Origin of the sequence: Azospira sp. APE16 (assembly GCF_047901315.1) — a bacterium.
GTDB classification, from domain to species: Bacteria; Pseudomonadota; Gammaproteobacteria; order Burkholderiales; family Rhodocyclaceae; genus Azospira; species Azospira oryzae.
Window position 1 is genome coordinate 3678948 of the sequence record NZ_CP179682.1, and the last position, 23592, is coordinate 3702539.

Consider the following 23592-nt stretch of genomic DNA (forward strand, 5'->3'; position numbering starts at 1 on the left):
TCCCGGTTCTAGGCGTTTGGCATTGTACGCCGGCCGCAGCGCGGGAGGGTCATGGCAGCACGGTGGTCAGGCGCCCTCCGCCTCCGCCAGGTGGGCCAGCAGGGCATCCACCACCCGGGCATCGAAACGGCTGCCGCGGCCCAGGGCCAGCTCCCGCAGCCCCTCTTCCCGGGAACGGGCGGCCCGGTAGGGGCGGTGGGAAATGATGGCGTCGAAGACGTCGGCCACGGCGATGATGCGGGCTTCCAGGCAGATGTCCTCGCCCGCCAGCCCCTGGGGATAGCCGCTGCCGTCCACCCGTTCGTGGTGCTGGTGCACCATGTCGGCGATTGGCCAGGGAAAATCGATGCCGCACAGGATTTCGTAACCCACCTGGGGGTGGTAGCGGATGATTTCCAGTTCCGGCGGCGACAGCTTCCCCGGCTTGCCGAGAATGTCGAGGGGGACGGATATCTTGCCGATGTCGTGGATACGGGCGCCCAGCTGCAGCCCCTGGCGCTGCTCTTCATCAAGCTCCAGGCGGCGGGCGATGGCCTCGCACAGGGTCGCCACCTGGTTCTGGTGGCCGGCGGTGTAGGCGTCCCGCTTCTCGATGGCCAGGGCGATGGCATCCACCGTCCGGCTGAAGGAGGCCGCCAGCTGGGCGCTGTGGTGCAGGGCCGCTTCCTGGGCGGCGCGCAGGGGCGTCAAATCCTCGTGGGCCACCACGGCGCGGATCGGGCCGCCGTCGTCGGGGAAAGGGGAAACGGTGAGCAGGAACCAGCGCCGCTCGGTGGGCGAGTGGCAGGGATACTCGATCTGGAACTTGGGCGACCGCCCCTTGAGCACGGCCCGGATGCCGCCGGCAATGCGGCGGGCCAGCTCCATCTCTTCAGCACTGCACCGGGCACAGGGCTGGCAGCCCTGCATGCCGTCAAGCAGCTGCAGGTAGTTGAGGCCCAGGCCGTAGCCGGGGGAACGGCCGCAGTTGCTGTCGGCGAAGCGTTTCCAGGCCTCGTTCACCGCCACGATGGTGCCGGCTCCGTCGAGCAAGGCGATATGGGCGGTCATGGCGTCCATGATGGGCCGGAAGCGGGCTCCGGCTTCCTCGAATGGCGGCCTGGCAACGGGGTCCCCCAGGGACGGGAGGGGTTCGCAGAGTGTCATGATGGCTTGGCCTATTACTTATGGCTTAGTTCATCATACGCCTTTGATGCGGCCAAACCAGCCCTTGCGGTGGCCGCCCGGCGGACTAGAATGCGGCCCGTTGCCCGGCCGCCCGGCCGGCTCCCCAACCTGCCCGGCAGCACCCGGAGAACGACCATGAAGATCAACGACATTCCCCTCGGCGGACGTTTCGTCCTGGAAGGCCAGACCTACGTCAAGACCGGCCCCATGATGGCCCGCGGCGAAGGCGGCGAAACCCGGGTGGTGCCCCGCTACATGGTGCTGCAGGCCGCCGACGGCGCCGTTGCCGGCACCCCTGCCGCCGCGGCGCCGGCGGCGGACCGGGCCGCCCTGGGCCAGGCCTGGTCCCGCTTCTACGCCGAATGCCGCCAGCTGGTGCCGCCCCAGGCCCAGGGCCAGCTGGAAGCCGCCCGGCAGCGCTTCCTCGCCGCCAGCGGCCTGGAGGACGGGCAATAGGGCCGGCCGCGGGAAATGCCGGGAGCGGAAACAGGACGGAAGGGAAAAGGGACGGCGGAAATGAAAATGGACACCCGGAGGTGTCCATTTTCTGAAACTTGGCGCGCCCGGCGCGATTCGAACGCACGACCCCTGCCTTCGGAGGGCAGTACTCTATCCAGCTGAGCTACGGGCGCAAAAGGGACGGCAAGAATACCCGGTTTTTCCCCGGGCGTCCATGCCCGCCCTTGGGATCACTCTGACTTTGCGGATATAATTCGCCCCTCGCACCCTCCCCCCGGCATGAAATAAAAGGAATTTTCCCCATGGCTGACCAACAAAACCACTCCAGCAAGTCCATCATGTACTGGTCGATCGCGATTGCGATCGTCCTCATGGTGGCCCTCGTTCCCCTGTCCAAGCTGGGCAAGGGCACCGCCGGCGGCGCCAGCGCCGAAGACGCCGATGCCCGCATCGCTCCCGTGGCCAAGGTGGCCCTGCAGGTGGCCAGCGCCGCCGCTCCCGCCGGCCCCGTCGATCCCAAGGCCACCTACAACGGCGTCTGCGCCGCCTGTCACGCTTCCGGCGCTGCCGGCGCTCCCAAGGCCGGCGACAAGGCTGCCTGGGCTCCCCGCATCGCCGCGGGCAAGGACACCCTGTACAAGAACGCCATCGGCGGCAAGGGCGCCATGCCTCCCAAGGGCGGTTCCAGCCTGAGCGACGACGACTTCAAGAAGGTGGTGGATTACCTGGTCGGCCTGTCCAAGTAAGCCGCGACGGACCGGAGCTTTCCGGTCCCGCAAAAAAGGGCGCCGGATCGCAAGATCCGGCGCCCTTTTTTCATGCTGCAGCGGCCTTCGGGTTGGCCGCGTAAACCTTACTTCTTGGCGGGTTCGGCAGGCTTTACTTCGGGCTTGGCGGCCTCGGCCTTTTCAGCCTTCTCGCCGGCCTGCTCGGCCTTCTTCTCCACCTTCTTGTGGCCGTGCTTCACGGCCGGCTTGGCCTCGGCCTTCGCTTCCGCCTTCACTTCGGCCTTCGGTGCTTCCACCGCAGCCTTGGCCGGTGCGGCAGCAGGCGCCGCAGGCGCCGCAGGAGTAGCGGGGGTGGCCGGCGTGGCGGGAGCCTGGGCGAAAGCGGTACCGAAAGCAGCGAAGAGGGCAACAGCGATGAGGTTCTTGGTCATTTCTCTATCTCCTGAAATTTGGCTTGTCCTTCCGGTCGCGAAACCATTTCGCTCCCTTGAGGGCAATAACGCCAACCACCAACTTCCGGTTTGCAGGTGAACGGTAACTCCCCGTAACGCCGTGTAACGCGGCCGGGAGCAGGAATAGGGAAAGAGACGGGACGGGCTCAGCTTTCGCCGCTGCCCAGCATGTTGCGCAGGTTGGCGAAGCGGGCCTTGCTGGTGGCCTTGTCCGGCTCGGCGGCCGCCTTGCCGCCGCTGATGCGCAGGTCGTTGCCCATTTCGGCGATGAAGCGGGAGGGTTCGCAGGGATACATTTCCTTGCCCTGCTTGCGCTTCTCGCACCAGGAGAGGTGCAGGTGCTGCCGCGCCCGGGTGATGCCGACGTACATCAGGCGCCGTTCCTCCTCCACCGTGCCCGACTCGACCGAGCTGCTGTGGGGCAGGATGCCCTCCTCCACCCCCACCAGGAAGACGTTCTTGTATTCCAGGCCCTTGGCGGCGTGCAGGGTGGACAGCTGCACCGCGTCGAACTCGCTGTCCTCGTTCTGCTTCTCCAGCATGTTGATGAGAGCGATGGTCTGGGTCAGGTCGATGAGGGTCTTTTCGTCCTTCTCGCCCTTGCCCGCCAGCCACTGGGAAAACTCCCGCACGTTGCCCCATTTGCTGTCGGCGGCCCGGGTCTCCTCGTGGTCGTAGAGCCAGGCCTCGTAGCCGATGGCGGTGAGCATGTCGTTCAGCACTTCGCCGGCGGGCTCCCGCAGTGCCCGCTGCTCGACCCGGTTGATGAACTCGCAGAACTGCAGCAGGGGCTCCAGCTGGCGGTGGCTGACGCGCTGGGCGAAGCCTTCCTCGAAGGCGGCGGCGAAGAGGGAGATGTGGCGTTCGCCGGCATAGGTGCCGAGGGCCTCCAGGGTGGTGCCGCCGACGCCCCGCTTGGGCGTGGTGACGGCGCGGATGAAGGCCGGATCGTCGTCCTGGTTGGCCAGCAAGCGCAGGTAGGCGATGACGTCCTTGATCTCGGACTTCTCGAAGAAGCTGGTGCCGCCGGACATGACGTAGGGCACCCGGTTGTTGCGCAGGTGGGTTTCGAACAGCCGGGCCTGGTGGTTGGAGCGGTAGAGGATGGCGTAGTCGGAGAACTTGCTGCGCTTCTCGAACTTGTCGGCTAGCAGCTTCATCACCACCGACTCGGCCTCGTGCTCGTTGTCGCGGCAGACGCTGCCGCGGATGGCCTCGCCGTGGCCCAGGTCGGACCACAGCTTTTTCTCGAACAGCTTTTCGTTGTTGCCGATGACGTTGTTGGCGGCCTGCAGGATGCGGGCGGTGGAGCGGTAATTCTGCTCCAGCATGATCAGCTTCAGGTTGGGATAGTCCCGCGGCAGGCCCCGCAGGTTTTCCACATCGGCGCCGCGCCAGCCGTAGATGGCCTGATCGTCGTCGCCCACGGCGGTGAACATGGCCCGGGGCCCGGTCAGCAGCTTCAGCAGCTGGTACTGGCAGGCGTTGGTGTCCTGGTATTCGTCCACCAGCAGGTAGCGCAGGCGGTTCTGCCACTTGTCGCGGATCTTCGGGTGTTCCTGGAAGAGCTGCATCGGCAGCAGGATCAGGTCGTCGAAATCCACCGCCTGGTAAGCCTTGAGGGTGGCGGCGTAATCCCGGTAGGCCTTGGCGGCGAGGACCTCGATCTCGCTCTTGGCCTCGGCGGCGGCCTGGTCCGGCGACTTCATGGCGTTCTTCCAGCCGGAGACGAGCCACTGGATGCTGCGGATGGTGGCCTTGTCCACGCTGGCCGAGAGGTCGGCGAAGATGCTGTAGCAGTCGGTGGAATCGAAGATGGAGAACTTGGGCTTGTAGCCCAGGGCCTTGGCCTCCTCCCGCAGGATGCGCACGCCCAGGGAGTGGAAGGTGCAGATGGTGAGGCCGGCGGTGGAGCCGCCCTGGAGCAGCTGGCCGACCCGTTCCTGCATTTCCCGGGCCGCCTTGTTGGTGAAGGTGATGGCGGCGATGTTGGCCGGGTTCATGCCGCATTCCTGGATCAGGTAGGCGATCTTCTGGGTGATCACCCGGGTCTTGCCCGAGCCGGCGCCGGCCAGGACGAGCAGGGGGCCGTCCAGGTAGTAGATGGCTTCGCGCTGGGGCGGATTCAGGCTGTGCAGGGGAACGGGGCTGGACACGGGATCAGGGGGCTTTCGGCAGGGCAGAAACGCCGCGCCCCGGCAGAGCGGGGCGCGGGTGATTCGGTGGGGCAGATTTTAGTCCATTTCGGAGCGGCCTGTGCCGCGCCGGGAGGCATTGCCAGGAAGAAGGAGGGACGCCACTCTCCGGCATGCACCGCCGGAAAGCCGCGTCCCTCCTGACTCCCGGGCCGGGTTACTTGAGCAGACTGCCGAAGACCTTGCCGATGACCTTGCTGCCGGTGCCGATGGGGTCCTTGCGGATGGCCTTCTCCTGCTCGGCGATGATCAGGTAGAGGCCGTCCAGGGCCTTGCGCGTGACGTAGTCGTCCAGGTTGGCGTCCTTGGCGTCGATGAGGTGGAACTTGGCGGCCTTGCCGGCGAACTGGTTGTACTTGTCCGCCAGCTGCACCTTGGCCGTGGCCTTCTTGACGATGGGCAGGAACTTTTTGGCCAGGGGCTCGGAGGTGCTGCGCTTGAAATACTGGGTGGCCGCATCGTCGCCGCCGCCGAGGATGCCCTGGGCGTCCTTCACGCTCATTTCCTTGACCGCCTTCACCAGCAGGGGCTTGGCTTCCACCACCGCCGCCTCCGCCGCCCGGTTCATGGTTTCCACCAGCTGGTCGGCCTGCTTGCCGGCGCCGAATTTCTTCATCATCTCGGCGGCATCCTCCAGGGCGCCGGGCAGGGGAATGCGCACCTTGTCGTTGCCGAGGAAGCCGTCGGTCTTGCCCAGCTGGCTCACCGCCACCTCGGCGCCCCGGGTCAGGGCTTCCTTGAGACCGGAGACGGCCTCGCCGTTGCTCACCTGGGCGGCGGCCGGCATGCTGATGACAAGGGCCGTCAAAATGCCCACAATGCAGCGTCCGCCGAAGCGATTGATGACCGTGTTCAATTCCATAGCCTGCTCCTGATGATGATGTCCCGGGGCCACAAGCTTATCCTGCTGCTCGCCGTGCTCGCAATGAGCGGCGCCATGCTGACCTTTCTCGGCAAGCGGCAGGCCGCCCCGGCGGTCGAACTGAAGGTGCTGGGCGCCCCCGGCGTCAGCCTGGCCCAGCTGCGCGGCAAGGTGGTGATCCTGCAGTTCTGGGCCACCACCTGCGGCGACTGCGACCACACCCTGGCCGAACTGGCCCAGCTGCACCGCCGCTACCAGGCCCGGGGCCTGGAGACCCTGGCGGTGGCCATGGTTTACGACCAGCCGCGCCAGGTGGCCAGCTACGCCTACGCCAACAGCCTGCCCTTCCGCGTCGCCCAGGACGATGGCAGCGCCGCCCGGGGTTTCGCCCTGGGCAGTGCCAATCCGCCCCTGACCTTCCTCCTCGACCGCAGCGGCCGCATCGCCCAGCGCCTGCCCGGCAAGCCCGATCCCGGCCGCCTGAGGGCCATGGTGGAAAAGCTGCTGGCGGAACGGCCTTGAGGAAACCCCCCTGGCCACAGAGGGCATCCCCCAACGGGACTTCCTTCAGGGCGCAGAAATCACAGCGGGGAAAAACCCTGGGCGGCACGGCCTGATGCACCCCAGGCGTGATGGTGGCATTGTCTTTCCTCTGTGATCTCTGTGCCCTCTGTGGCTAAAAGCAAGCCCTCACCGCCGCAGCTTGCGGTAGAGGGTCCGTTCGCTGACTCCCAGGGCCGGGGCCAGGGTGCGCACGTCGGCGCCCGGGCGGGCCATCAGCCAGGCCAGATAGCGCTGCTCCAGTTGCGCCAGGGGCAGCGGGCCCGGCACCCGGAAACTGTCGTCCGCCCCGCCGCCCACGCCCTCCGCCAGGGCCTTGCTCTCGCCGCCGTCATCCGCCACCTCGGCCAGCTTGGCGGCGCTGATTTCCTCGCCGTCGCTCATCAGGGTGGCCCGTTCGATGAGGTTGCGCAGCTCCCGGATGTTGCCTTCCCAGTTGCGGCCCGCCAGCCAGGCCAGGGCCTCGGCGGAGAAGTGGCGGCCGGGCCGGTGGTCCACCCGCTCCAGCAGGGAGGCGGCCAGCAGGGGAATGTCCTCCCGCCGTTCGGCCAGGGACGGGGTGTGGATGGGAAAGGTGTTGAGCCGGTAGTAGAGGTCGCGGCGGAAACGCTCCTGGCGCACCATTTCCTTCAGGTCCCGGTGGGTGGCGGCCACCAGGCGGAAGTCGGCGCGCAGGGTGTCCACGCCGCCGACCCGACGGTAGGTGCCGGTCTCCAGCAGGCGCAGCAGCTTGACCTGGAGGGCCGGCGGCAGTTCGCCGATCTCGTCCAGGAACAGGGTGCCGCCGCTGGCCGACTCCACCAGACCCAGCTTGCGGAAGGCGGCGCCGGTGAAGGCGCCCTTCTCGTGGCCGAACAGTTCGCTCTCGAACAGGTTTTCGGTGAGGCCGGTGCAGTCCACCGCGACGAAGGGACTGTCCCGCCGCCCGCTGGCCTCGTGCACCGCCTGGGCCACCAGTTCCTTGCCGGTGCCGGTCTCCCCCAGCAACAGCACCGTGGCCTGGGCCGGCGCCACCCGCAGCACCTTTTCCAGCATCTGCTGGAAGGCCGGCGAGCGCCCCACCAGGCCCTGGGCGGCGGGCCGGCTGCTGGCCTGCTGCACCATGCGCAGGGTTTCGACGAAGTAGACGATGCGCCCTTCCTGGTCCCGCACCGGCGTGGTTTCCACGTCCACGTGCTCCTCGCCCCGGGGCGTGTGGTGCAGGTGCAGGACGCGGCGGGAGGCGCCCTCCTCCTGGGACAGCTTGAGGGGGCAGGATTCCCCGGCCTGGTCGCAGGGCACGGTGAAGTGGTGGGAAACCTCGTAGCAGCGCCGCCCCAGGATGGAGGCGACGCCGCCGCTGCCGCTGCCCGCGTATTCCCGGCGGTAGGCCTTGTTGGCGGCGACGATGCGGTAATCCGCGTCCATCACGATGCGGGGCTCTGGCAGGCCGTCGAGGAAGGAGATAAGCTCGTTGAGCTGGCTGGCCGAATAATCCATGGGCGAATCTTCTGCCGATTCTGTCAGTTGTGCAATTATTTGCCGCCATATTTGGCAGGCGATGGCCCGCAAGCGCCCGCCCCGAGCCCCGGACAAAACACAAGCCATTGATTAAATGGGAACTCCAGGCAGGCGCCGGGGCTGGCACGGCTCTTGTTATGGAATGGACAGGAAACCGGTTTCAAGCCCCGTCCGCAGCCTCTCCGACACGGCATCCTCCCCTCCCGGGCGTGGGACAAGACTCCGGTTTCCACCACTTTCCAACCAGGAGTCGTTTGTGTTCATTTTCCGGCAGCTGCGGGACAGCAGCAGCGCCACCTACACCTACCTGATCGGCTCCCGGGCCAGTCGGGCAGCCCTGCTGGTGGACCCGGTGGCGGAGCAGTCGCCCCTCTACCTGGGCCTGCTGGGCGAACTCGAACTGAACCTGGCCTGCGTGGTGGACACCCACCTGCACAGCGACCATCTTTCCGCCGCCCCCACCCTGATCCGGCATACCGGCTGCCTCTACGCCGCCGGCCTGTGCAGCGGCATCGGCGGCACCGACCGGCAGCTGGCCGACGGCGACAGCCTGGACCTGGCCGACCTGCACCTGGAAGTGCTGGCCACCCCGGGCCACACCCCCGGCTGCATCACCCTGCTCTGGGAAGACCGCCTGCTGACCGGCGACGCCCTGCTCATCGGCAGCTGCGGCGCCACCGGCGAACCGGGCGGCAATGCCGGCACCCATTACGACAGCGTCACGCGAAAACTGCTGCCCCTGCCCGACGAACTGTTAGTCTTCCCCGGCCACGACCGGGACGGCCGCCGCGTCAGCTGCATCGGCGACGAGCGCCAGGGCAATCCCCTGTTCTGCGGCATCAGCCGCGACGAATTCATGGCCCAGGACCGTTCCCAGCCCATGGGCGAACGGGCCGAGGCCATGCTTGCAGCCAATCGCCAGGGCGGCGGTTCGGTCCTGCGTGAACGGTCGCCCGTATCTCCAAATAACTAAAGCCCGAGAGGAAATGATCCATGAGCGCTAACGCCCCAGAGCAGCCGCAGCCCGACAACGGCGATACCGGCAGCCTCTACGAAAAGCACAAGACGATCCACGCCCGCACCGCCCACGGTCGCTTCGCCAACTGGCGGATCTTCCTGGTGCTGTTCACCCAGCTGCTGTTCTACGGCACCCCCTGGCTGATGTGGAACGACCGCCAGGCCGTGCTGTTCCACCTGGTGGAGCGCAAGTTCTACATCTTCGGCCTGGTGCTGTGGCCCCAGGACGTCTTCTACCTGGCCATCCTGCTCATCATCTCGGCCTACGGCCTGTTCCTGGTGACCGCCGTCGCCGGGCGCCTGTTCTGCGGCTACGCCTGTCCCCAGACGGTCTACACGGAAGTGTTCATGTGGATCGAGAACTGGATCGAGGGCGACCGCCCGGCCCGCATGAAGCTGGAGAAGGCGCCCATGGACGCCCGCAAGCTCCGCATCAAGGCCACCAAGCACGCCCTCTGGCTGATCCTCTCCGTCTTCACCGGCTTCACCCTGGTGGGCTACTTCACTCCCATGAGCGAGCTGCTGACGGAGCTGAAGACCTTCAGCTTCGGCCCCTGGGAGACCTTCTGGACCTTCTTCTACGGCGGCTTCACCTACATGATGGCCGGCTTCATGCGCGAGCAGGTGTGCAAGTACATGTGCCCCTACGCCCGCTTCCAGAGCGTCATGTTCGACCCGGACACCCTGATCATCACCTACGATCCCGAGCGCGGCGAACCCCGGGGCACCCGCAAGAAGGGCGCCGATCCCAAGGCCCTGGGCCTGGGCGAGTGCGTCGATTGCGGCATCTGCGTCCAGGTCTGCCCCACCGGCATCGACATCCGCAACGGCCTGCAATATGAGTGTATCGGCTGCGCCGCCTGTATCGACGCCTGCGACGAGGTGATGGACAAGGTCAATTACCCCCGGGGCCTGATCCGCTACTCCACCGAAAACGCCATGGCCCGCCATCTCACCAAGAAAGAGATCCTGGGCCACGTGGTGCGGCCGCGCATCCTCCTCTACTCCGTGATCCTGGCCGCCATCACCCTGACCACCGCCTGGTTCATCGCCCACCGCATCCCGCTCAAGGTGGACGTCATCCGCGACCGCGGCGCCCTGGCCCGGGAAACGGACATGGGCCTGATCGAAAACACCTTCACCCTGCGTTTCATGAACACCGACGAGCAGGCCCACCGCTACCGCATCAAGGCCACCGGCCTGGATGGCCTGGAAGTGGGCGGCGCCGCCGAAGTGGACGTGCCGGCAGCCACCACCACCTCCCTCATGACCTCCCTGCAGGTCCAGCCCGACGCGGGCAAGAAGGGCTCGAACCCCATCATGTTCGAGATCGAGGCCATGGATGGCTCCAACATCCGCATCCGGGAAAAAGCCGTCTTCATGCTTCCCTGAGAGCCTCTGACGAGGCTTCCATTCGGCCGGGTCGGCATCAGCCTTCCCGGCCTTTTTTTTGCCCGCAATTTGTCGAGAAATGCCAACTATTTCAGGGTTTCCCCTCTGCCTTTTGGCGTAACTTGGCCCCCATGCTGCAATGCAGCGGTGTGAGCCAAATAACAAGACAGGGGGTTGCATCATGATTTACCGGCTGCTGATGATGGGTCTGGTCCTTTCCTGGGGTGCCGTGCAGGCGGCCGACAACAGCGCTTCCGCCGCCCGCGCCTTCTGCGACAGCGGCAAGCTGGCCAAGGGTGCCGAAATCGCCGTGTTCCGCGGCTGCCTGGGCTGCCATACGGTGGACAGCAAGCGCATCGGCCCTTCCTACCAGGAGATCGCCAAGAAGTACCCCCACACGCCGGACGTGGTGGCCCAGCTGGCGAAGAAGATCCGCGACGGGGGCAAGGGCAACTGGGGCGAACTCTCCATGCCGGCCAACCCGGTGAGCGAGGCCGAAGCCCAGACCCTGGCTGAATGGGTCCTCTCCCTGGACGAGCCGCCGGCGCGCTACAGCAGCAATCCCTGAGCCCTAACTCCGGGGCCCGAGCATGGCCTCGGGCCGCACCCAGGCATCGAACTCCTCGGCCGTGACGTAGCCCAGGGCCAGGGCCGCCTGGCGCAGGGTGCTGCCGTCGCGGTGGGCCTGCTTGGCCACTGCCGCCGCCCGTTCGTAGCCGATGTGGGGCGCCAGGGCCGTGACCAGCATGAGGGAGCGTTCCAGCAGCTCATCCATGCGCTCCCGGTTGGGCACGATACCCACCACGCAATGGCGGCTGAAGCTTTCCATGGCATCCCCCAACAGGCGCGCGCTCTGCAGGAAGTTGTGGGCCAGCAGGGGCTTGAACACGTTCAGCTCGAAATTGCCGGAGGCGCCGCCGATATTGATGGCCACGTCGTTGCCGAAGACCTGGGCGCAGACCATGGTGAGGGCTTCGCACTGGGTGGGGTTCACCTTGCCCGGCATGATGGAGCTGCCCGGCTCGTTTTCCGGCAGGGCAATCTCCCCCAGGCCAGAGCGGGGACCGGAAGCCAGCCAGCGCAGGTCGTTGGCGATTTTCATGAGGGCCCCGGCCAGGGTCTTGAGGGCGCCGTGGGCAAAGAGCAGGGCCTCGTGGCCGGCCAGGGCGGCAAAGGGATTGGCTGCCGGCACGAAGGGCTGGGAGCAGCCATGGGCGAGCTTCTCCGCCACCCGTGCCCCGAACTCCGCATGGGTATTGAGTCCCGTGCCCACCGCCGTGCCGCCCGCCGCCAGTTGCCGCAATCCGGGCAGGGAGGCCTGGATGCCGCGCTCCGCCTGCTCCAGCTGGGCGACGTAACCGGAGAACTCCTGCCCCAGGGTGATGGGGGTGGCGTCCTGCAGGTGGGTGCGGCCGATCTTGATCAGGTCAGCGAATGCCTCCGCCTTGGCCGCCAGGGCCTGGCGCAACTCCGCCAGGGCCGGCAGCAGGCGGCCGTCCACGGCCAGGGTGGCCGCCACGTGGATGGCGGTGGGAAAGATGTCGTTGGAGGACTGGCCCAGGTTCACCTGGTCATTGGGATGCACCAGGCGCCCTTCGCCCCGGGGGCCGCCGAGCAGCTCCGAAGCCCGGTTGGCCAGCACCTCGTTCATGTTCATGTTGCTCTGGGTGCCGGAGCCGGTCTGCCACACGGAAAGGGGAAATTCCGCCGGGTGCCGACCCGCCAGCACCTCATCCGCCGCCGCCGCGATGGCCCCGGCCACGGGCGGGGGCAACAGACCCAGTTCACCATTCACTTGCGCCGCCGCCTGCTTGACCAGGGCCAGGGCACGGATCAGTTCAGGCGGCATGGTCTCGCTGGAAATGGCGAAGTGTTCCAGGGAACGCTGGGTCTGGGCGCCCCACAGGCGTTCCGCCGGCACGGCGATGGGACCGAAGGTATCGTGTTCGAGACGCTGGGACATGGGCCTTGCTCCGCTTGCACTGCCGGATTGGACCGGTGCCGGGCCGGAGGGTTGCGGCGCGGAGCTTCAGCCGGCGGCCCGCAGCCAGTCGGCCACGGTGCCGGCGGTGGGAATGCGGCCGGAGGACACCAGCTTGCCGTTGATCACCAGGCCCGGCGTCTGCAGCACGTCGTGGGCGATGATCTCGCCCATGTCGGTGATCTTCAGCACCTCCGCCTCGACGCCGGCCAGGGTCACCGCCTGCCGCGCCACCTCCTCCAGTTTCTTGCAGTTGGCACAGCCGGGGCCAAGCACTTTGATGGTCAGCATGGTCACACTCCTTTTGCGGAAAAACGGTTGGCCGCCGCCAGCAGCAGGCCCAGGCCGGCCATGGCGCCACCGATGCCCAGGACCAGCAGCAGGGGCGGGGCGCCATCCACCCAGGCGCCGTAGGTGAGGCCGGCGGCAGCGCTGAACAGGGCCACCAGGCCCACATAGGTCCAGGTCTTGGTGCGGCCGATGATGGCGGTGATGATGAGGATGCTCTGCAGGGACAGTTCCGGGTCCGACATCAGGTAGGCCAGCAGGGGGCCCCGGTGCATGCCCAGGTCGAGGAACATCTTGGCGATGGGCACCTCCTCCAGGGTGGGGAAGTACATGAAGACGCCGAAGCCGACGCCAGCCAGATTGCCCAGCAGGGTGTTGCTGCCGGCCACCATCTCGATCCATTCCGGCCGCAACACCACCCGGATCATGCCGACGACGAAGACGCCGATCACCAGCAGGGGGAATATCTGTTTGACGAAGCGCCAGGACTCCCACAGCCAGGCCCGGCGATCCTCCGCCGTCAGGTGGCGGCTGCCCAGCCAGGTCAGTACGGCCAGAGCCAGGGCGACGCCGAGGAACTTGCCGCCCAGCCCCAGGCGCAGGCCGCCGGGCACCGCCTGCACCGAGAGGGCGGCCACCAGCAGGGTCAGGGCCACCAGGGAGAGGCACAGGCGGGTCCAGCCGTTGGCCCCGGCCTCGATGTTCTCCAGGCCTAGGCGGGCGCTGAGGCCGATGCCGCCGAGCAGGCCGATGAGCAGCACGCCCTGGAGGGAGACGCCCTCCTCGCCGCGGCTGGCGTCATAGGGCACCAGGCGGTCGAGCAGGGCCTGCCAGTCGGCGCTGCCGGCCCAGGCCAGATCGAACTGCCACAGGCTGCCGGTGAGCAGGCCGACCTTCAGGGTACCGGCCAGGAGCAGGCCGATCCACACCAGGAGGAAGGCCAGGGCGCCCCGGGACAGGCCGGCGGCGGCCTGGGCGCTGAACAGGGCGTCCGTGGCCCGGTCCCGGGCACTGTCGTCGGCGCGGAAGAGCAGGGCCATGATCAGGCCGATGCCGATGGCGAACGTCAGGGACAGCAGCAGCCGGGCCACGGCCAGGTCCACGCCGATGATGCCGCCGGTGTAGACCAGGGCCAGGATGTTGGCCGCCGGCGCGAAGAAGAGGAAGGTGGTGGCCGGGCCGAGGCCAGCCCCCTTGCGGTAGATGCCGGCAAAGAGGGGCACGATGGTGCAGGAGCAGACCGCCAGCACCGAACCGGCGGCGGCGGCGGCCGGGTAGGAGACCGTCTTGGGTGTCTGCCGCCCGAGAAAGCGGGTGATGGTTTCCTTGGGAATGAGGGCCGCCATGGCCCCGGCAATGCAGAAGGCCGGCAGCAGACAGAGCAGCACATGAGCCGCCAGGTAGGCCGCCAGGTTCCCCAGGCCGCCCCGGATCAGGGCCGGCAACAGCGACAGCAGGTCTTCCAAGACTTTCCTCCGCCAAGGCTCACCCTCCAATGGTACGCCCCGCGACGGGCCGAGGTAAGCGGCGGCGGCTCAGGGGCGGGCGGCCCGGGCGGCCACCTTCTGCCGCCAGCGGCGCAGGCCGGTGTAGAACAGCAGCAGGGGCAGCAGGCCGGCCAGGGCCGTCAGCAGGCGTCCGGGCAGGCCGAAGGCCTCGCCGTTGTGCAGGGGATGGAGCCAGTTGAAAAGGCTGTCGGCGACGCTGCCCTGCTCCGGCCGGCGCAGGGCCAGGACTTCACCGCTGGCGGCGTCGATCCACATCAGGGTGTGGGGAAAGCGCCGGCTCGGGTCCCCCGGCTGGTAGATGCGCAGGCGGTAGTTGCCGCCGCCCGCCGGCGGCGTCTCCAGCCAGCGCACCTCGCCCCCGGGCAGGTGTTGGCGGGCGATCTCCAGGGCCTGCTGGGGAGCGATGAGGATGGCGCCGGATTCGGCCGCAGGGGCCGGCAGCGCATCCACGGGCGAGAACAGGGCGAGGACGGGCTTGAACCAGGCCGGCTGCTCCAGCATGGCGCCGCTCAGGGTCAGCAGCAGCAACAGGGGCAGGCCGTAAATGCCGCCGAGGACGTGCCAGTCGTAGATGCGGCGCTGGCTGCTGCGCCCCGCCCCCGGCCGCAGGGCCGCCCCCAGGCGCCTGGGCGACGGCCACCAGAGATAGACGCCGAGCCCCAGCAGGAGCAGCAGCAGGAGGGAAGCGGCGCCGAGCAGGGTGCGCCCGCTGCGGTCCAGCAGCAGGGTGAAATGGAGGTCGTAGAGCCAGGTGGCGGCGAAGTCGCCCCAGAAGCGCTGGCTGGTGATCTGCAGGCGGTAGGGGTCCACCGTCACCAGCAGGGGGGCGAAGCCCAGGCCGGCCTTTTCCTCGGGCTGGTAGTAGCGGGCCGTCAGCGGCTGCCCGGGGTCCATGGGCAGTTCCAGGCGCCAGCCGCCGTTGCGCCCGGGATGGGCCGCTTCGAGCAGGGCGTAAATCCGGTCCAGGGATTGGGGCTGGCAGGGAGTGCCGGCGGGAGACTGGCACGGCGGCGGCGCCACCACCAGTTCCGGGTTGAGCAGCCGGTCCCCTTCCACATAGAAGACCAGCAGGGAGCCAGTGAGGCCGAGCAGGCAGAACAGCAGGCCCAGGCTCAGGCCCAGCCACTGGTGCAGAGCCAGCAGCCAGGCCCGGCAGCGCCGTCGCCAGGACCTCATGCCGCCTCCAGGGGGTCCGCCGGCCGGCCTCAGAACTTGACGTTGACGGTGGCGTAGGCGGCCCGGCCGTCGCCCCGGGAATGCAGGTCGCGCACCGTGTTGTCGTACCACCAGACGTACTCGTAGTAGCGGTCGGCCAGGTTCTTGATCTGGAATTCCAGGGTGGTATCGCGCCGCAGCTGGTAGGCGGCGGAAACGTTGAGCAGGTTGTAGCCGCCGAACTTGGCGGTGCTGTTGGTGCGCTCCAGGTAGTAGCTGCTCTGGCCGTTGGCCCACAGGGACAGCTTCAGGTCCGGCGTCGCCTGGTAATCCGCCCCCAGGGAGTAGATGCGGTGCGGCACGTGGTCCACTTCCTTGCCCTGGGAGGCCGGATTGGCGGCCTCGGCCTGGGTGATGATGGCCCGCTGGAAGGCGACGCCGCCCCACAGGCGCCACTGGCTGCCGAGTTTGGCGGACAGTTGCAGGTCCAGGCCGCGGCGGCGGGTGTCGCCGATGTATTCGGAGTCGTTGGAAGCGCCGTTGAGCACCCGGCGGGCCTCGTTGCTGGCCTTCTGCTGCCACAGGGCCACCCGCCCTTCGACCCCAGCGACGGGTGCCAGCTTCAGCCCCAGTTCCCAGCCGTCGTTGAGGGAGGGTTCCATGTTGTCGCTGCGGCCCACCTTGTAGGAGCCGGTGCCGACACCCACCTGGAAGGTGCGACCGGCGTTGCCGTAGAGGCTGTAGCGGGGGTCCGGGGTATAGACGACGCTGAACTTGGGCTGGTTGATGAGACCGTAGTCGTTGATGTCGTAGGTGCGGCCGTTCAGGTTATTGGTGTAGCTGCCGCGGATGGCGTCCACCCGGTAGCCGGGAATCAGCTTCCACTGGGGCGTCGGCTGAATCACCGCCTGCACATAGGCGCCATAGATGTCGAAATCGAAGGCCTGGTTCCAGCGGGTGGTGGTGCGTACCCGGTTGGCGGTCAGGTAGCGTTCGCTGTGGTTCTCCTGCCACTGGGCGTCGACGCCGCCTTCGATGGCCACCGCATGGGCCCAGCTGACCTCGGGACGATAGGTGAGGTTGGAGAGGAAGCCGTAGTGGTTTTCCTCGGTCAGGCGTTCCTGCTGGGAGGCCGCGGCGGAGAAGCGCACCCAGCGCTTGTCCGTGTATTCGTTGGCATAGACCCGGGTGGTCCAGTAGAGGCGGTCGTTGATGGCCGTCTCCAGGTGGCCGCTGACCTGGTTCATGCGGCGAATGCCACCGTCAGTGGCATTGCGGGCCAGGGACTGGTCCGGGTTGTTGCTGTTCTCTCCCGCCGTCAGATAGCCCGGCTCCTGGGCCTCGCTCTCGTAGTGGCGGGCAATCAGGCCGACCCGGGTGGAACCGCTGTCGGGGGTGTAGAACCACTTGCCGGCGAAGGTGGAGCGGTCGGCCTGGCTGTGGTCCCGCTGGCCGTTGCTGTGCTGGGTGGCGACGAAGTAGTTCTGGGACAGGCCGTCCTGCTCGATGGCCTTGGACAGCTGCAGCTCGTTGCTGCCGAAGCTGCCGGCCCCCAGGCGCAGGCGGGTGTCGTTGCCGCCGATGCGGGTGATCACGTTGGCGTTGCCGGCAATGCTGTGCAGGCCGTTGCGCGAGTCGTTGGTGCCGCGCACCACTTCGATGGCGTCGATGTCCTGGGCGAAGACCATGTCCAGGTAGGGCATGTTGCCGTCGTTGCTGTTGCTGGGGATGCCGTCGATGAGCAGCTTCACCGCGTTGATCTCGCCCTCGCCGTTGAAGCCGCGGATGGAGAACTTGCCGCCCCAGTTGCCCTGGCCGAAGCTGGTGACCTGGGCCCCAGGCACCAGATTGAACAGTTCCCAGGCGAACTTGGCGTTGCGCGATTCCAGGTTCTCGCCCGCCAGCACGTCCACCGAACTGAGGATGCGGCGGGTCGGCAGGGGACCTTCTTCCTGGCCCCGCACCGTCACCTCGCCCAGGACCAGGGAAGCATCGCCGGATTGGGCCAGGGCGGTCAGGGTGAAGGAACCGAGGCAGCAGAGGGAAACGGCGCGGGCGATCTGGGTCAGCATGGGGCCACCGGGGCAAAAAAGGAGGGGCGATTATAGGAGCCGCCCCTGCCCTGGCCCTGCGACAAAAAGTCGCATTTCCGTACGGTGTTGTACGGGGTTATGCCTCCTTCATTGAGGCTGCCGGCGGCCCCGCCTCCTGCAGACGGGGTTCGGCGTCGATCAGGGCCTGCAGGGTATGCAGGGCCTCTTCCAGGTTGAAGTCGTCGATCTGGGCGGCCAGGGTGCGCACCTCCGCCCCCAGGGCGGCCTCCAGCGTGGGGCGCAGACTCTGGAAGGTGCGGGAGGCGTCCAGGTCGTCCACCGCCAGCTGGCGCTGCAGGACCTCCACCTCCCGGCCCAGCTGTGCCCAGTCGATGCCCGGGGCCGCTGCCTCAACCGCTCCCTCCAGACCTGCGAGGGCCGCATTGAATTCGGCCAGGGCCCCTTCCAGCCGGGCCAGGCGCGCATCCACCTCGGCCTGGGGCAGGCTGCCGCGCAGGGCCTCTTCCAGGGCCAGGGTGTGGGCCTGGATGGCAGCGAGTCCGAGGGAGCCGGCCAGGCCCTTGAGGGTATGCACCACCCGGGCGGCCTCGGCCGTTTCGCCGAAACCGAGACAGGCTTCGATGCGGCGGCCGTCGCCGCCGTGGTCGACGGAAAACTTGCGCAGGAACTGGGCCAGCCGGGTCCGGTTGCCCCGCACCACCCGCAGGGCCTGGGCCAGCTCCAGGCCGGGAACGGCCTCCAGGGCGGCTGCCAGGGCATCGGCCGTCGCCGCCGGCGCCTCGGCGGCAGGCAGCGGCGGCCGCACCACCACGTCCCGGCCGGGTTCGGGCAGCCAGCGCAGCAGGGTGCCGTAGAGCTGGTCCGGGTCCACCGGCTTGGCCACATGGTCGTTCATGCCGGCGGCGATGCACAGGTCCCGGTCTTCGCTGAAGGCGTTGGCGGTCATGGCCAGGATCGGGGTGCCGGCATAGCCCGGCAGGGCCCGGATCTGGCGGGAGGCCTCCAGGCCGTCCATCACCGGCATCTGGATGTCCATCAGGATCAGGGCGTAGGCCTTGCCCCGGGCCAGTTCCAGGGCCTCCTTGCCGTTCTCCGCCAGGTCCACCGCCAGGCCCACGTGGCGCAGCAGTTCCAGGGCCACCTCCTGGTTGAGGGGATTGTCCTCCGCCAGGAGGATGCGCTGGTTGCGGTAGCGGGCCAGGCTGCGCTCCATCTCGTCCCCCGGGCTGCGGGACAGGGGCGGGGTGTCGCCGAAGGCCCCTTCCAGGGCCACCAGGACGCTGGCCGGCGTCACCGGCTTGGCGATGAAGGCGGCAAAGCCTGCTTCACTCAGGGCCGTGGCGGGGATGTCCTTGGCGGCGCTGACCAGCAGCTGCTGGGGCTGCACGTTGAGGGGCAGGGTCCGGATGCACCGCCCTGTCTCCAGCCCGTCGGGCGGCGGCATCAGCCAGTCCAGCAGCACCAGCTGGTAGGGGTCCCCCAGCCGGTCCGCGGCCAGGACCGCATCCAGGGCCGCCTCGCCGGAAGCCGCCGTATCCACCCGGGTGCCCAGGGCCGCCAGGGTGTGGGCCAGGGATTCCCGCGCGTCCTCGCTGTCGTCCACCGCCAGGGCCCGCAGATTGCGGGGCAGGCAGGGCGGCAGCTCCAGATGGTCGTGGGCGGCGACGCTGCCGAAGGGGGCCTCGATCCAGAAGGTGCTGCCCTTGCCCGATTCGCTGTCCACCCCGACCCGGCCGCCCATCATCTCCGCCAGACGCCGGGAAATGGCCAGGCCCAGGCCGGTGCCGCCGTACTGCCGGGTGGTGGAGACGTCGGCCTGGGTAAAGGCCTGGAACAGGCATTGCTGCTGCTCCCGGCTGAGGCCGATGCCCGTGTCCGCCACCTCCAGTCGCACCCACAGGCTGTCGGCCTCCTGGCGGGCGACGTAGCCGCGCACGACGACGCTGCCCCGCTCGGTGAACTTCACCGCATTGCCGACGAAGTTGAGCAGCACCTGGCCCAGGCGCAGGCCGTCGCCGTGCAGGGCGGGAGGCAGGCGGGCGATGTCCACCACCACCTCCAGGCCCTTGGCCTCGGCCTTCTCGGCCACCAGGGTGCACACGTTGTGGATGACCCGGTCCACCTCGAAATCCGTCGGCTCCAGGCTCATCTTGCCGGCCTCGATCTTGGAGAAGTCCAGGATGTCGTTGATGATGCCCAGCAGGTGGTGGGCGGCGTTGCTGACCTTGTCCAGCTGCTGGCGCTGGCGCTCGGTGGCGATGTCGCGGCGGATCAGGTGGGTGAGGCCGATGATGGCGTTCATCGGGGTGCGGATCTCGTGGCTCATGTTGGCCAGGAAGGAACTCTTGGAACGGTTGGCCGCCTCCGCCGCCTCCTTGGCCGCCGCCAGCTCGGCGGTGCGGGCCGCCACCAGTTCCTCCAGCTGGTTCTGGTAGCGCAGCAGGGCCCGCTCGTTTTCCTTGGCCTCGGTGATGTCGGTCCACACCGAGGAGAGATAGTCCCGCCCGTTCAGGCGCAGCACCTTCACCGTCACCCAGAAATCCCGCAGGCTGCCGTCCTTGTGGCGGCGCTGGTTCTCGAAGGCCGCCTCGCGCTGGGCCAGGATCTGGGCCCGGCGCGCATCCACCCCGGCCCGGTCGTGCACGCCCTGGATGTCGTAGACGCTGAGCTTGGCGAACTCCTCCCGGGTGTAGCCGAGACACTCGCAGGCGGCATCGTTGAACTCGGCGAAGGTCATGGTTTCGGCGTCGATCAGCACGATGCCGATGGCGGCCTGGTTGGTGATGGAGCGGAAGATCTTCTCCCGCTGCTTGAGGGTCTCCGAGGCGTCCTTGATGGCGGTGATGTCCTGCACCATGCCGATGCCGCGCAGGGGCTTGCCCGCCTCGTCGAATTCCAGTTCGGCCCGCTGCCGCACCCACTTAACCGTACCGTCCACCACCATGCGGTGCTCGATGTCGAACTCGGCCCCCTCCAGGGCTGCCAGCCAGGCGGAGCGCACCCAGGCCCGGTCGTCCCCATGCACCTGGGCGAGGAATTCATCGAAGCCGACGCCGTGGTCCCAGGGCACGCCCAGCAGGTGGTGGGCCTCTTCGGACCAGTGCAGCAGGTTGGCGGGAATGTCGATTTTCCAGCTGCCGATGCGGGCCACCGTCTGGGTCCGCTTCAGGGCCGCCTCGCTCTGCCGCAGGGTTTCCTGGGACTGGTGCAGGGGAGTGATGTCCCGGGCCACCCCGAGCACCCCCAGCACCACCCCGTCCCGGTCATAGATGGGCGTCTTGATGGTTTCCACCAGCTCCCGGTGTCCGTCGGCGGCGAACACCAGCCATTCCTCGTTGCGGCTGGCATGGCCGAGGGCCATGGCGCGGCGGTCGTTGTCGCGGAAGAAGTCCGCCAGCTCCCGGCCGACGAAGTCATAGTCGGTGCGGCCGACGATTTCCGCCTCCCGGTGCCCGAAGAGGCTCTCGAAACGGGAGTTGCAGGCCAGATAGATGCCGGCGGGGTCCTTCAGCCAGACCAGGTCGGGCATGCCCTGGATGAGGGACTTGAGATGCTGGCGCTCGGCCTCCAGGGCGGCCTGCATGTGGCCCCGGGCCACCACCGCCTCGCGGAAGGCCAGCACGGCCTTGGCCATGTCGGTCAACAGGCCGCCGCCGGGCATCCGGCTCAGGTGCTCCACCTCCCGCAGGCTGAGCCCCCCGTCCTCGCTCAGGCTCAGCTGTTGCAGGGAATCGACGATAAGGGACATCTGGCGGGTGACGAAATAGGTGACGAAGAACCACAGCAGCCCCATCACCGTGATGCCGAGCACGCCGATGAGCAGGGTGCGCTGGACGTAGTCGTCCATGTTGCGCTCGGCGGCGTCGATGCGGGCGTGGGTGCGCTGGGTCAGCAGGGCCGATACGTTCTGCGCATGTTCGGCAAAGGCCAGGTAACGGGCCGTGGCCTGGGCCACGTGGCTGTCCGCCACCCGCAGATCCACGGCGATGATGTCCGTGGCCATGATGCTGTAGTGCTGGTAGTCCTTGAAATCCACCAGGATCTGCTTCAGTTCCCCATCCACCTCCGGCCCCAGGCCGGGGACGTTGGATAGCCGCTGCAGCAGGGATTCCATGTCCTTCAGGCGGTCTACCACCTGCACGTGCACCTGGTAGGCGGCAGCCTCCTCCACGGTGCCGGCCTTGGCCTGGCGCAGGGTGGCGTTGATCAGCTGCTGCACCGCCAGCATGTCGTGCCCCAGGCGGGAGGCATCCGCCACCATCTGCAGGTCGTTGACCTGCTGCAGGTTGGACAGCTGCTGCTCGTCCCGCAGGGAGGAAAGGGACCAGTAACTGTAGGCCGCCGCCATGACCACCACCAGGATCACCGGCAGGAAGAAGATGAGGAAGAAGGTGAAACGACGTTTCATGGCTTGTGCAGCAGTTCAGGCCAGCGCCGGGGGGGGATGCTGGCAACGTAGATGAAACCCTTGTCTCCCAGGGGCCGGATGATGACTGCCGTGCCTTCCGGCTTGACGAAATAGCCCATGAGGTCCGCCAGGTTCGGCGCATGGGCCAGCACCACCCGGTTGGTGCCGGCCGGCACCGGCAGGGAGAGCAGGCGGCGGGTGTTTTCCAGGATCGGCCGCTTTTCCTCCGTCGTCAGGTTGGCGGTATACATGAGCAGGGGATCCACCGTGTAGCGCTTGCCGAAGGCCGCCTCGGCCGACTCCTTGGCCCGGCACAGGGGGCTGACAAAAATGTCGCCCAGCGGAATGCGGGCCTCCCGCATGGCCTGCCCCACCTCCGTCATCAGCTGGCGCCCGGCTTCGGTCAAAGGCCGCTGGGTGGCACAGTCGTTGAGGTCCACGGCCGGCACCCGGTCGGGCCGGGTGCTGTCGGTGATGCCATGGCGCAGGTAGATGACGTAGCCGCCCTCGCGCAGTTGCTGCAACTGCTCCCGGGTGGCCAGCTTCTCGACAAAGGCCGGCAGGGGCTCGGCCAGGGCACGGCCCCAGGGCACGAGCGCAGCCGCCAGGCAGAGCAGCAGGCGCAGCCGGGCAGCCAGGGCGGAATGGGATGAACGGCGCGTCATGAGGCGCCGTCCGCGTAGCGCTGGGCGATGTCGGCAAAGCGGTCCTGGATGGCCAGGAAGGCATCGACCACATCCGGATCGAAATGGGTGCCCCGCCCTTCCACCAGCAGGGCCACGGCCTGTTCCAGGGGAAAGGCCTTCTTGTAGTGGCGCTTGCAGGTGAGGGCGTCGAAGACATCGGCCAGGGCCATGAGGCGGGCCGGGATGGGGATGGCATCGCCCCGCAGACCCTGGGGGTAACCGGAGCCGTCCCACTTCTCGTGATGGCCCAGGGCGATGTGGCGGGCCACCACGAGAAAGTCCAGGGGCGTACTGCCCTGCAGCTCGTCCAGGCGCGCCCGGTCGCCCCCCACCACCCGTTCGATGGCCGCCTCGATGGCTTCGGCGCCGATCAGGCTGTGGGTCTTCATGATCTCGAATTCCTCCGGCGTCAGCCGGGCCGGCTTGAGCAGGATCTGGTCGGGAATGCCCACCTTGCCGATATCGTGCAGGGGGGCCGCCTTGGCGATGAGCTGGCGCTGGGCGGCGGAAAGGGCGTGGCGGAAGCGGGGATGGTCCTGCAGCTGCTGCATCAGGGCCTCCACATAGGCCTGGGTGCGGTAGAGGTGGTTGCCGGTCTCGTTGTCCCGCTTTTCCGCCAGCAGGGCCAGGGCATTCAGGCTGACGTCCTTGATCAGGTCGTTCTCCCGCATGCGGCGGCTGACCTCGCCCTCCAGGTAGCCGTTCTGGTCCCGCAGCCAGTCCCGGGCGTCCTTCAGTTCCAGGTGGGTGCGCACCCGGGCCAGGAGGATGGCGGGGCGGATCGGCTTGGTGATGTAATCCACGGCCCCCAGGGAAAGGCGGTATTCCTCGTCCTGGTCGCCGTCCATGGCGGTGACGAACATCACCGGAATGTCCCGGGTGTAAGGGTCCTGGCGCAGTTCGGCGAGCACGGCGTAGCCGTCCATCTCCGGCATCATCACATCCAGCAGGATCAGGTCCGGACGGGGATCGCTGCGCGCCACCTTGAGGGCCCGCATGCCGGAATTGGCCACGCGCACGCGGAAAAAGGGCTGCAGCAGGCCGCCGATGACCGTCAGGTTCTCCCCGGTATCGTCCACCACCAGGATGGTCTTGTCGCTGCGCCCGGCGGCGCCGTTTTCCCCCATGTCCCTATCCTTGTTCTGGTCTTTTTCGTGACGCCTGCAGCATCTGCCCAGT

The 23592-nt window shown here is 67.8% G+C and carries 19 protein-coding genes and 1 tRNA gene; 6 read left to right on the forward strand and 14 right to left on the reverse strand.

What is annotated here, in order from left to right; genetic code table 11:
- Positions 1-66: 66 nt before the first annotated feature.
- Positions 67-1059, reverse strand: a complete 993-nt coding sequence (locus ACLSSQ_RS17505; protein ID WP_416243373.1) for an HD domain-containing phosphohydrolase — start codon at positions 1057-1059, stop codon at positions 67-69.
- A gap of 243 nt (positions 1060-1302) precedes the next feature.
- Here ACLSSQ_RS17505 and ACLSSQ_RS17510 point away from each other — a divergent pair, with 243 nt between their 5' ends.
- A complete protein-coding gene (locus ACLSSQ_RS17510; protein WP_014236043.1) occupies positions 1303-1623 on the forward strand; it encodes a hypothetical protein in 321 nt (106 codons plus the stop codon).
- A 99-nt stretch (positions 1624-1722) separates the two neighbouring features.
- Here ACLSSQ_RS17510 and ACLSSQ_RS17515 read toward each other — a convergent pair.
- A tRNA-Arg gene (locus ACLSSQ_RS17515) sits at positions 1723-1799 on the reverse strand.
- 129 nt (positions 1800-1928) lie between these two features.
- Between ACLSSQ_RS17515 and ACLSSQ_RS17520 the strand changes: the two genes are divergently transcribed.
- Positions 1929-2372 carry a c-type cytochrome gene (locus tag ACLSSQ_RS17520; RefSeq protein ID WP_014236042.1) on the forward strand — a complete coding sequence of 148 codons (444 nt, stop codon included), beginning with the start codon at positions 1929-1931 and terminating at the stop codon, positions 2370-2372.
- Positions 2373-2479: 107 nt separating this feature from the next.
- On the opposite strand, the gene ACLSSQ_RS17525 is transcribed toward ACLSSQ_RS17520, so the two are convergent.
- The 3 genes from ACLSSQ_RS17525 to ACLSSQ_RS17535 form a co-directional block, all read right to left on the reverse strand.
- Positions 2480-2785: a hypothetical protein gene (locus tag ACLSSQ_RS17525; RefSeq protein WP_416243374.1), complete on the reverse strand. Its 306-nt coding sequence runs from the start codon at positions 2783-2785 to the stop codon at positions 2480-2482.
- A 167-nt stretch (positions 2786-2952) separates the two neighbouring features.
- The gene (locus tag ACLSSQ_RS17530) at positions 2953-4962 is read right to left on the reverse strand and encodes a UvrD-helicase domain-containing protein (RefSeq protein WP_416243375.1); all 2010 of its coding nucleotides are present in this window, start codon (positions 4960-4962) and stop codon (positions 2953-2955) included.
- Positions 4963-5158: 196 nt separating this feature from the next.
- Positions 5159-5863: a DUF4197 domain-containing protein gene (locus ACLSSQ_RS17535; RefSeq protein ID WP_014236039.1), complete on the reverse strand. Its 705-nt coding sequence runs from the start codon at positions 5861-5863 to the stop codon at positions 5159-5161.
- Between the two features lie 12 nt (positions 5864-5875).
- Between ACLSSQ_RS17535 and ACLSSQ_RS17540 the strand changes: the two genes are divergently transcribed.
- Complete coding sequence (locus ACLSSQ_RS17540; protein ID WP_050804257.1) at positions 5876-6385, forward strand: TlpA family protein disulfide reductase; 510 nt, start codon at positions 5876-5878, stop codon at positions 6383-6385.
- Between the two features lie 168 nt (positions 6386-6553).
- Here ACLSSQ_RS17540 and ACLSSQ_RS17545 read toward each other — a convergent pair whose 3' ends face one another.
- Positions 6554-7903, reverse strand: a complete 1350-nt coding sequence (locus ACLSSQ_RS17545) for a sigma-54 interaction domain-containing protein (protein WP_014236037.1) — start codon at positions 7901-7903, stop codon at positions 6554-6556.
- A gap of 277 nt (positions 7904-8180) precedes the next feature.
- Between ACLSSQ_RS17545 and ACLSSQ_RS17550 the strand changes: the two genes are divergently transcribed.
- From ACLSSQ_RS17550 to ACLSSQ_RS17560, 3 genes are all read left to right on the forward strand, one after another.
- A complete protein-coding gene (locus tag ACLSSQ_RS17550) occupies positions 8181-8897 on the forward strand; it encodes an MBL fold metallo-hydrolase (RefSeq protein ID WP_014236036.1) in 717 nt (238 codons plus the stop codon).
- Between the two features lie 20 nt (positions 8898-8917).
- Entirely contained in the window at positions 8918-10333 is a 1416-nt protein-coding gene (gene ccoG, locus ACLSSQ_RS17555) for a cytochrome c oxidase accessory protein CcoG (RefSeq protein WP_014236035.1), read from the forward strand.
- 181 nt (positions 10334-10514) lie between these two features.
- Positions 10515-10901 carry a c-type cytochrome gene (locus ACLSSQ_RS17560; RefSeq protein WP_014236034.1) on the forward strand — a complete coding sequence of 129 codons (387 nt, stop codon included), beginning with the start codon at positions 10515-10517 and terminating at the stop codon, positions 10899-10901.
- 3 nt (positions 10902-10904) lie between these two features.
- Here the strand turns inward: ACLSSQ_RS17560 and fumC are convergent, their stop codons facing one another.
- The 8 genes from fumC to ACLSSQ_RS17600 all read right to left on the reverse strand — a co-directional run bounded on the left by fumC (position 10905) and on the right by ACLSSQ_RS17600 (position 23540).
- Positions 10905-12296: a class II fumarate hydratase gene (fumC, locus tag ACLSSQ_RS17565; RefSeq protein ID WP_014236033.1), complete on the reverse strand. Its 1392-nt coding sequence runs from the start codon at positions 12294-12296 to the stop codon at positions 10905-10907.
- Between the two features lie 66 nt (positions 12297-12362).
- A complete protein-coding gene (locus tag ACLSSQ_RS17570; protein WP_014236032.1) occupies positions 12363-12605 on the reverse strand; it encodes a thioredoxin family protein in 243 nt (80 codons plus the stop codon).
- 2 nt (positions 12606-12607) lie between these two features.
- Entirely contained in the window at positions 12608-14068 is a 1461-nt protein-coding gene (locus ACLSSQ_RS17575; RefSeq protein WP_416243376.1) for a permease, read from the reverse strand.
- Between the two features lie 69 nt (positions 14069-14137).
- The gene (locus tag ACLSSQ_RS17580) at positions 14138-15286 is read right to left on the reverse strand and encodes a PepSY-associated TM helix domain-containing protein (protein ID WP_416243377.1); all 1149 of its coding nucleotides are present in this window, start codon (positions 15284-15286) and stop codon (positions 14138-14140) included.
- A 29-nt stretch (positions 15287-15315) separates the two neighbouring features.
- On the reverse strand, positions 15316-17337 hold the full coding sequence (locus ACLSSQ_RS17585; protein ID WP_014236029.1) for a TonB-dependent receptor: 2022 nt from the start codon (positions 17335-17337) through the stop codon (positions 15316-15318).
- Positions 17338-17434: 97 nt separating this feature from the next.
- Complete coding sequence (locus tag ACLSSQ_RS17590) at positions 17435-21727, reverse strand: PAS domain S-box protein (RefSeq protein WP_416243378.1); 4293 nt, start codon at positions 21725-21727, stop codon at positions 17435-17437.
- Positions 21724-22392 carry a histidine phosphatase family protein gene (locus ACLSSQ_RS17595; protein WP_416243379.1) on the reverse strand — a complete coding sequence of 223 codons (669 nt, stop codon included), beginning with the start codon at positions 22390-22392 and terminating at the stop codon, positions 21724-21726. The genes ACLSSQ_RS17590 and ACLSSQ_RS17595 overlap by 4 nt, the downstream gene beginning before the upstream one ends.
- Complete coding sequence (locus ACLSSQ_RS17600; RefSeq protein WP_416243380.1) at positions 22389-23540, reverse strand: HD-GYP domain-containing protein; 1152 nt, start codon at positions 23538-23540, stop codon at positions 22389-22391. The genes ACLSSQ_RS17595 and ACLSSQ_RS17600 overlap by 4 nt, the downstream gene beginning before the upstream one ends.
- Positions 23541-23592 lie beyond the last annotated feature (52 nt).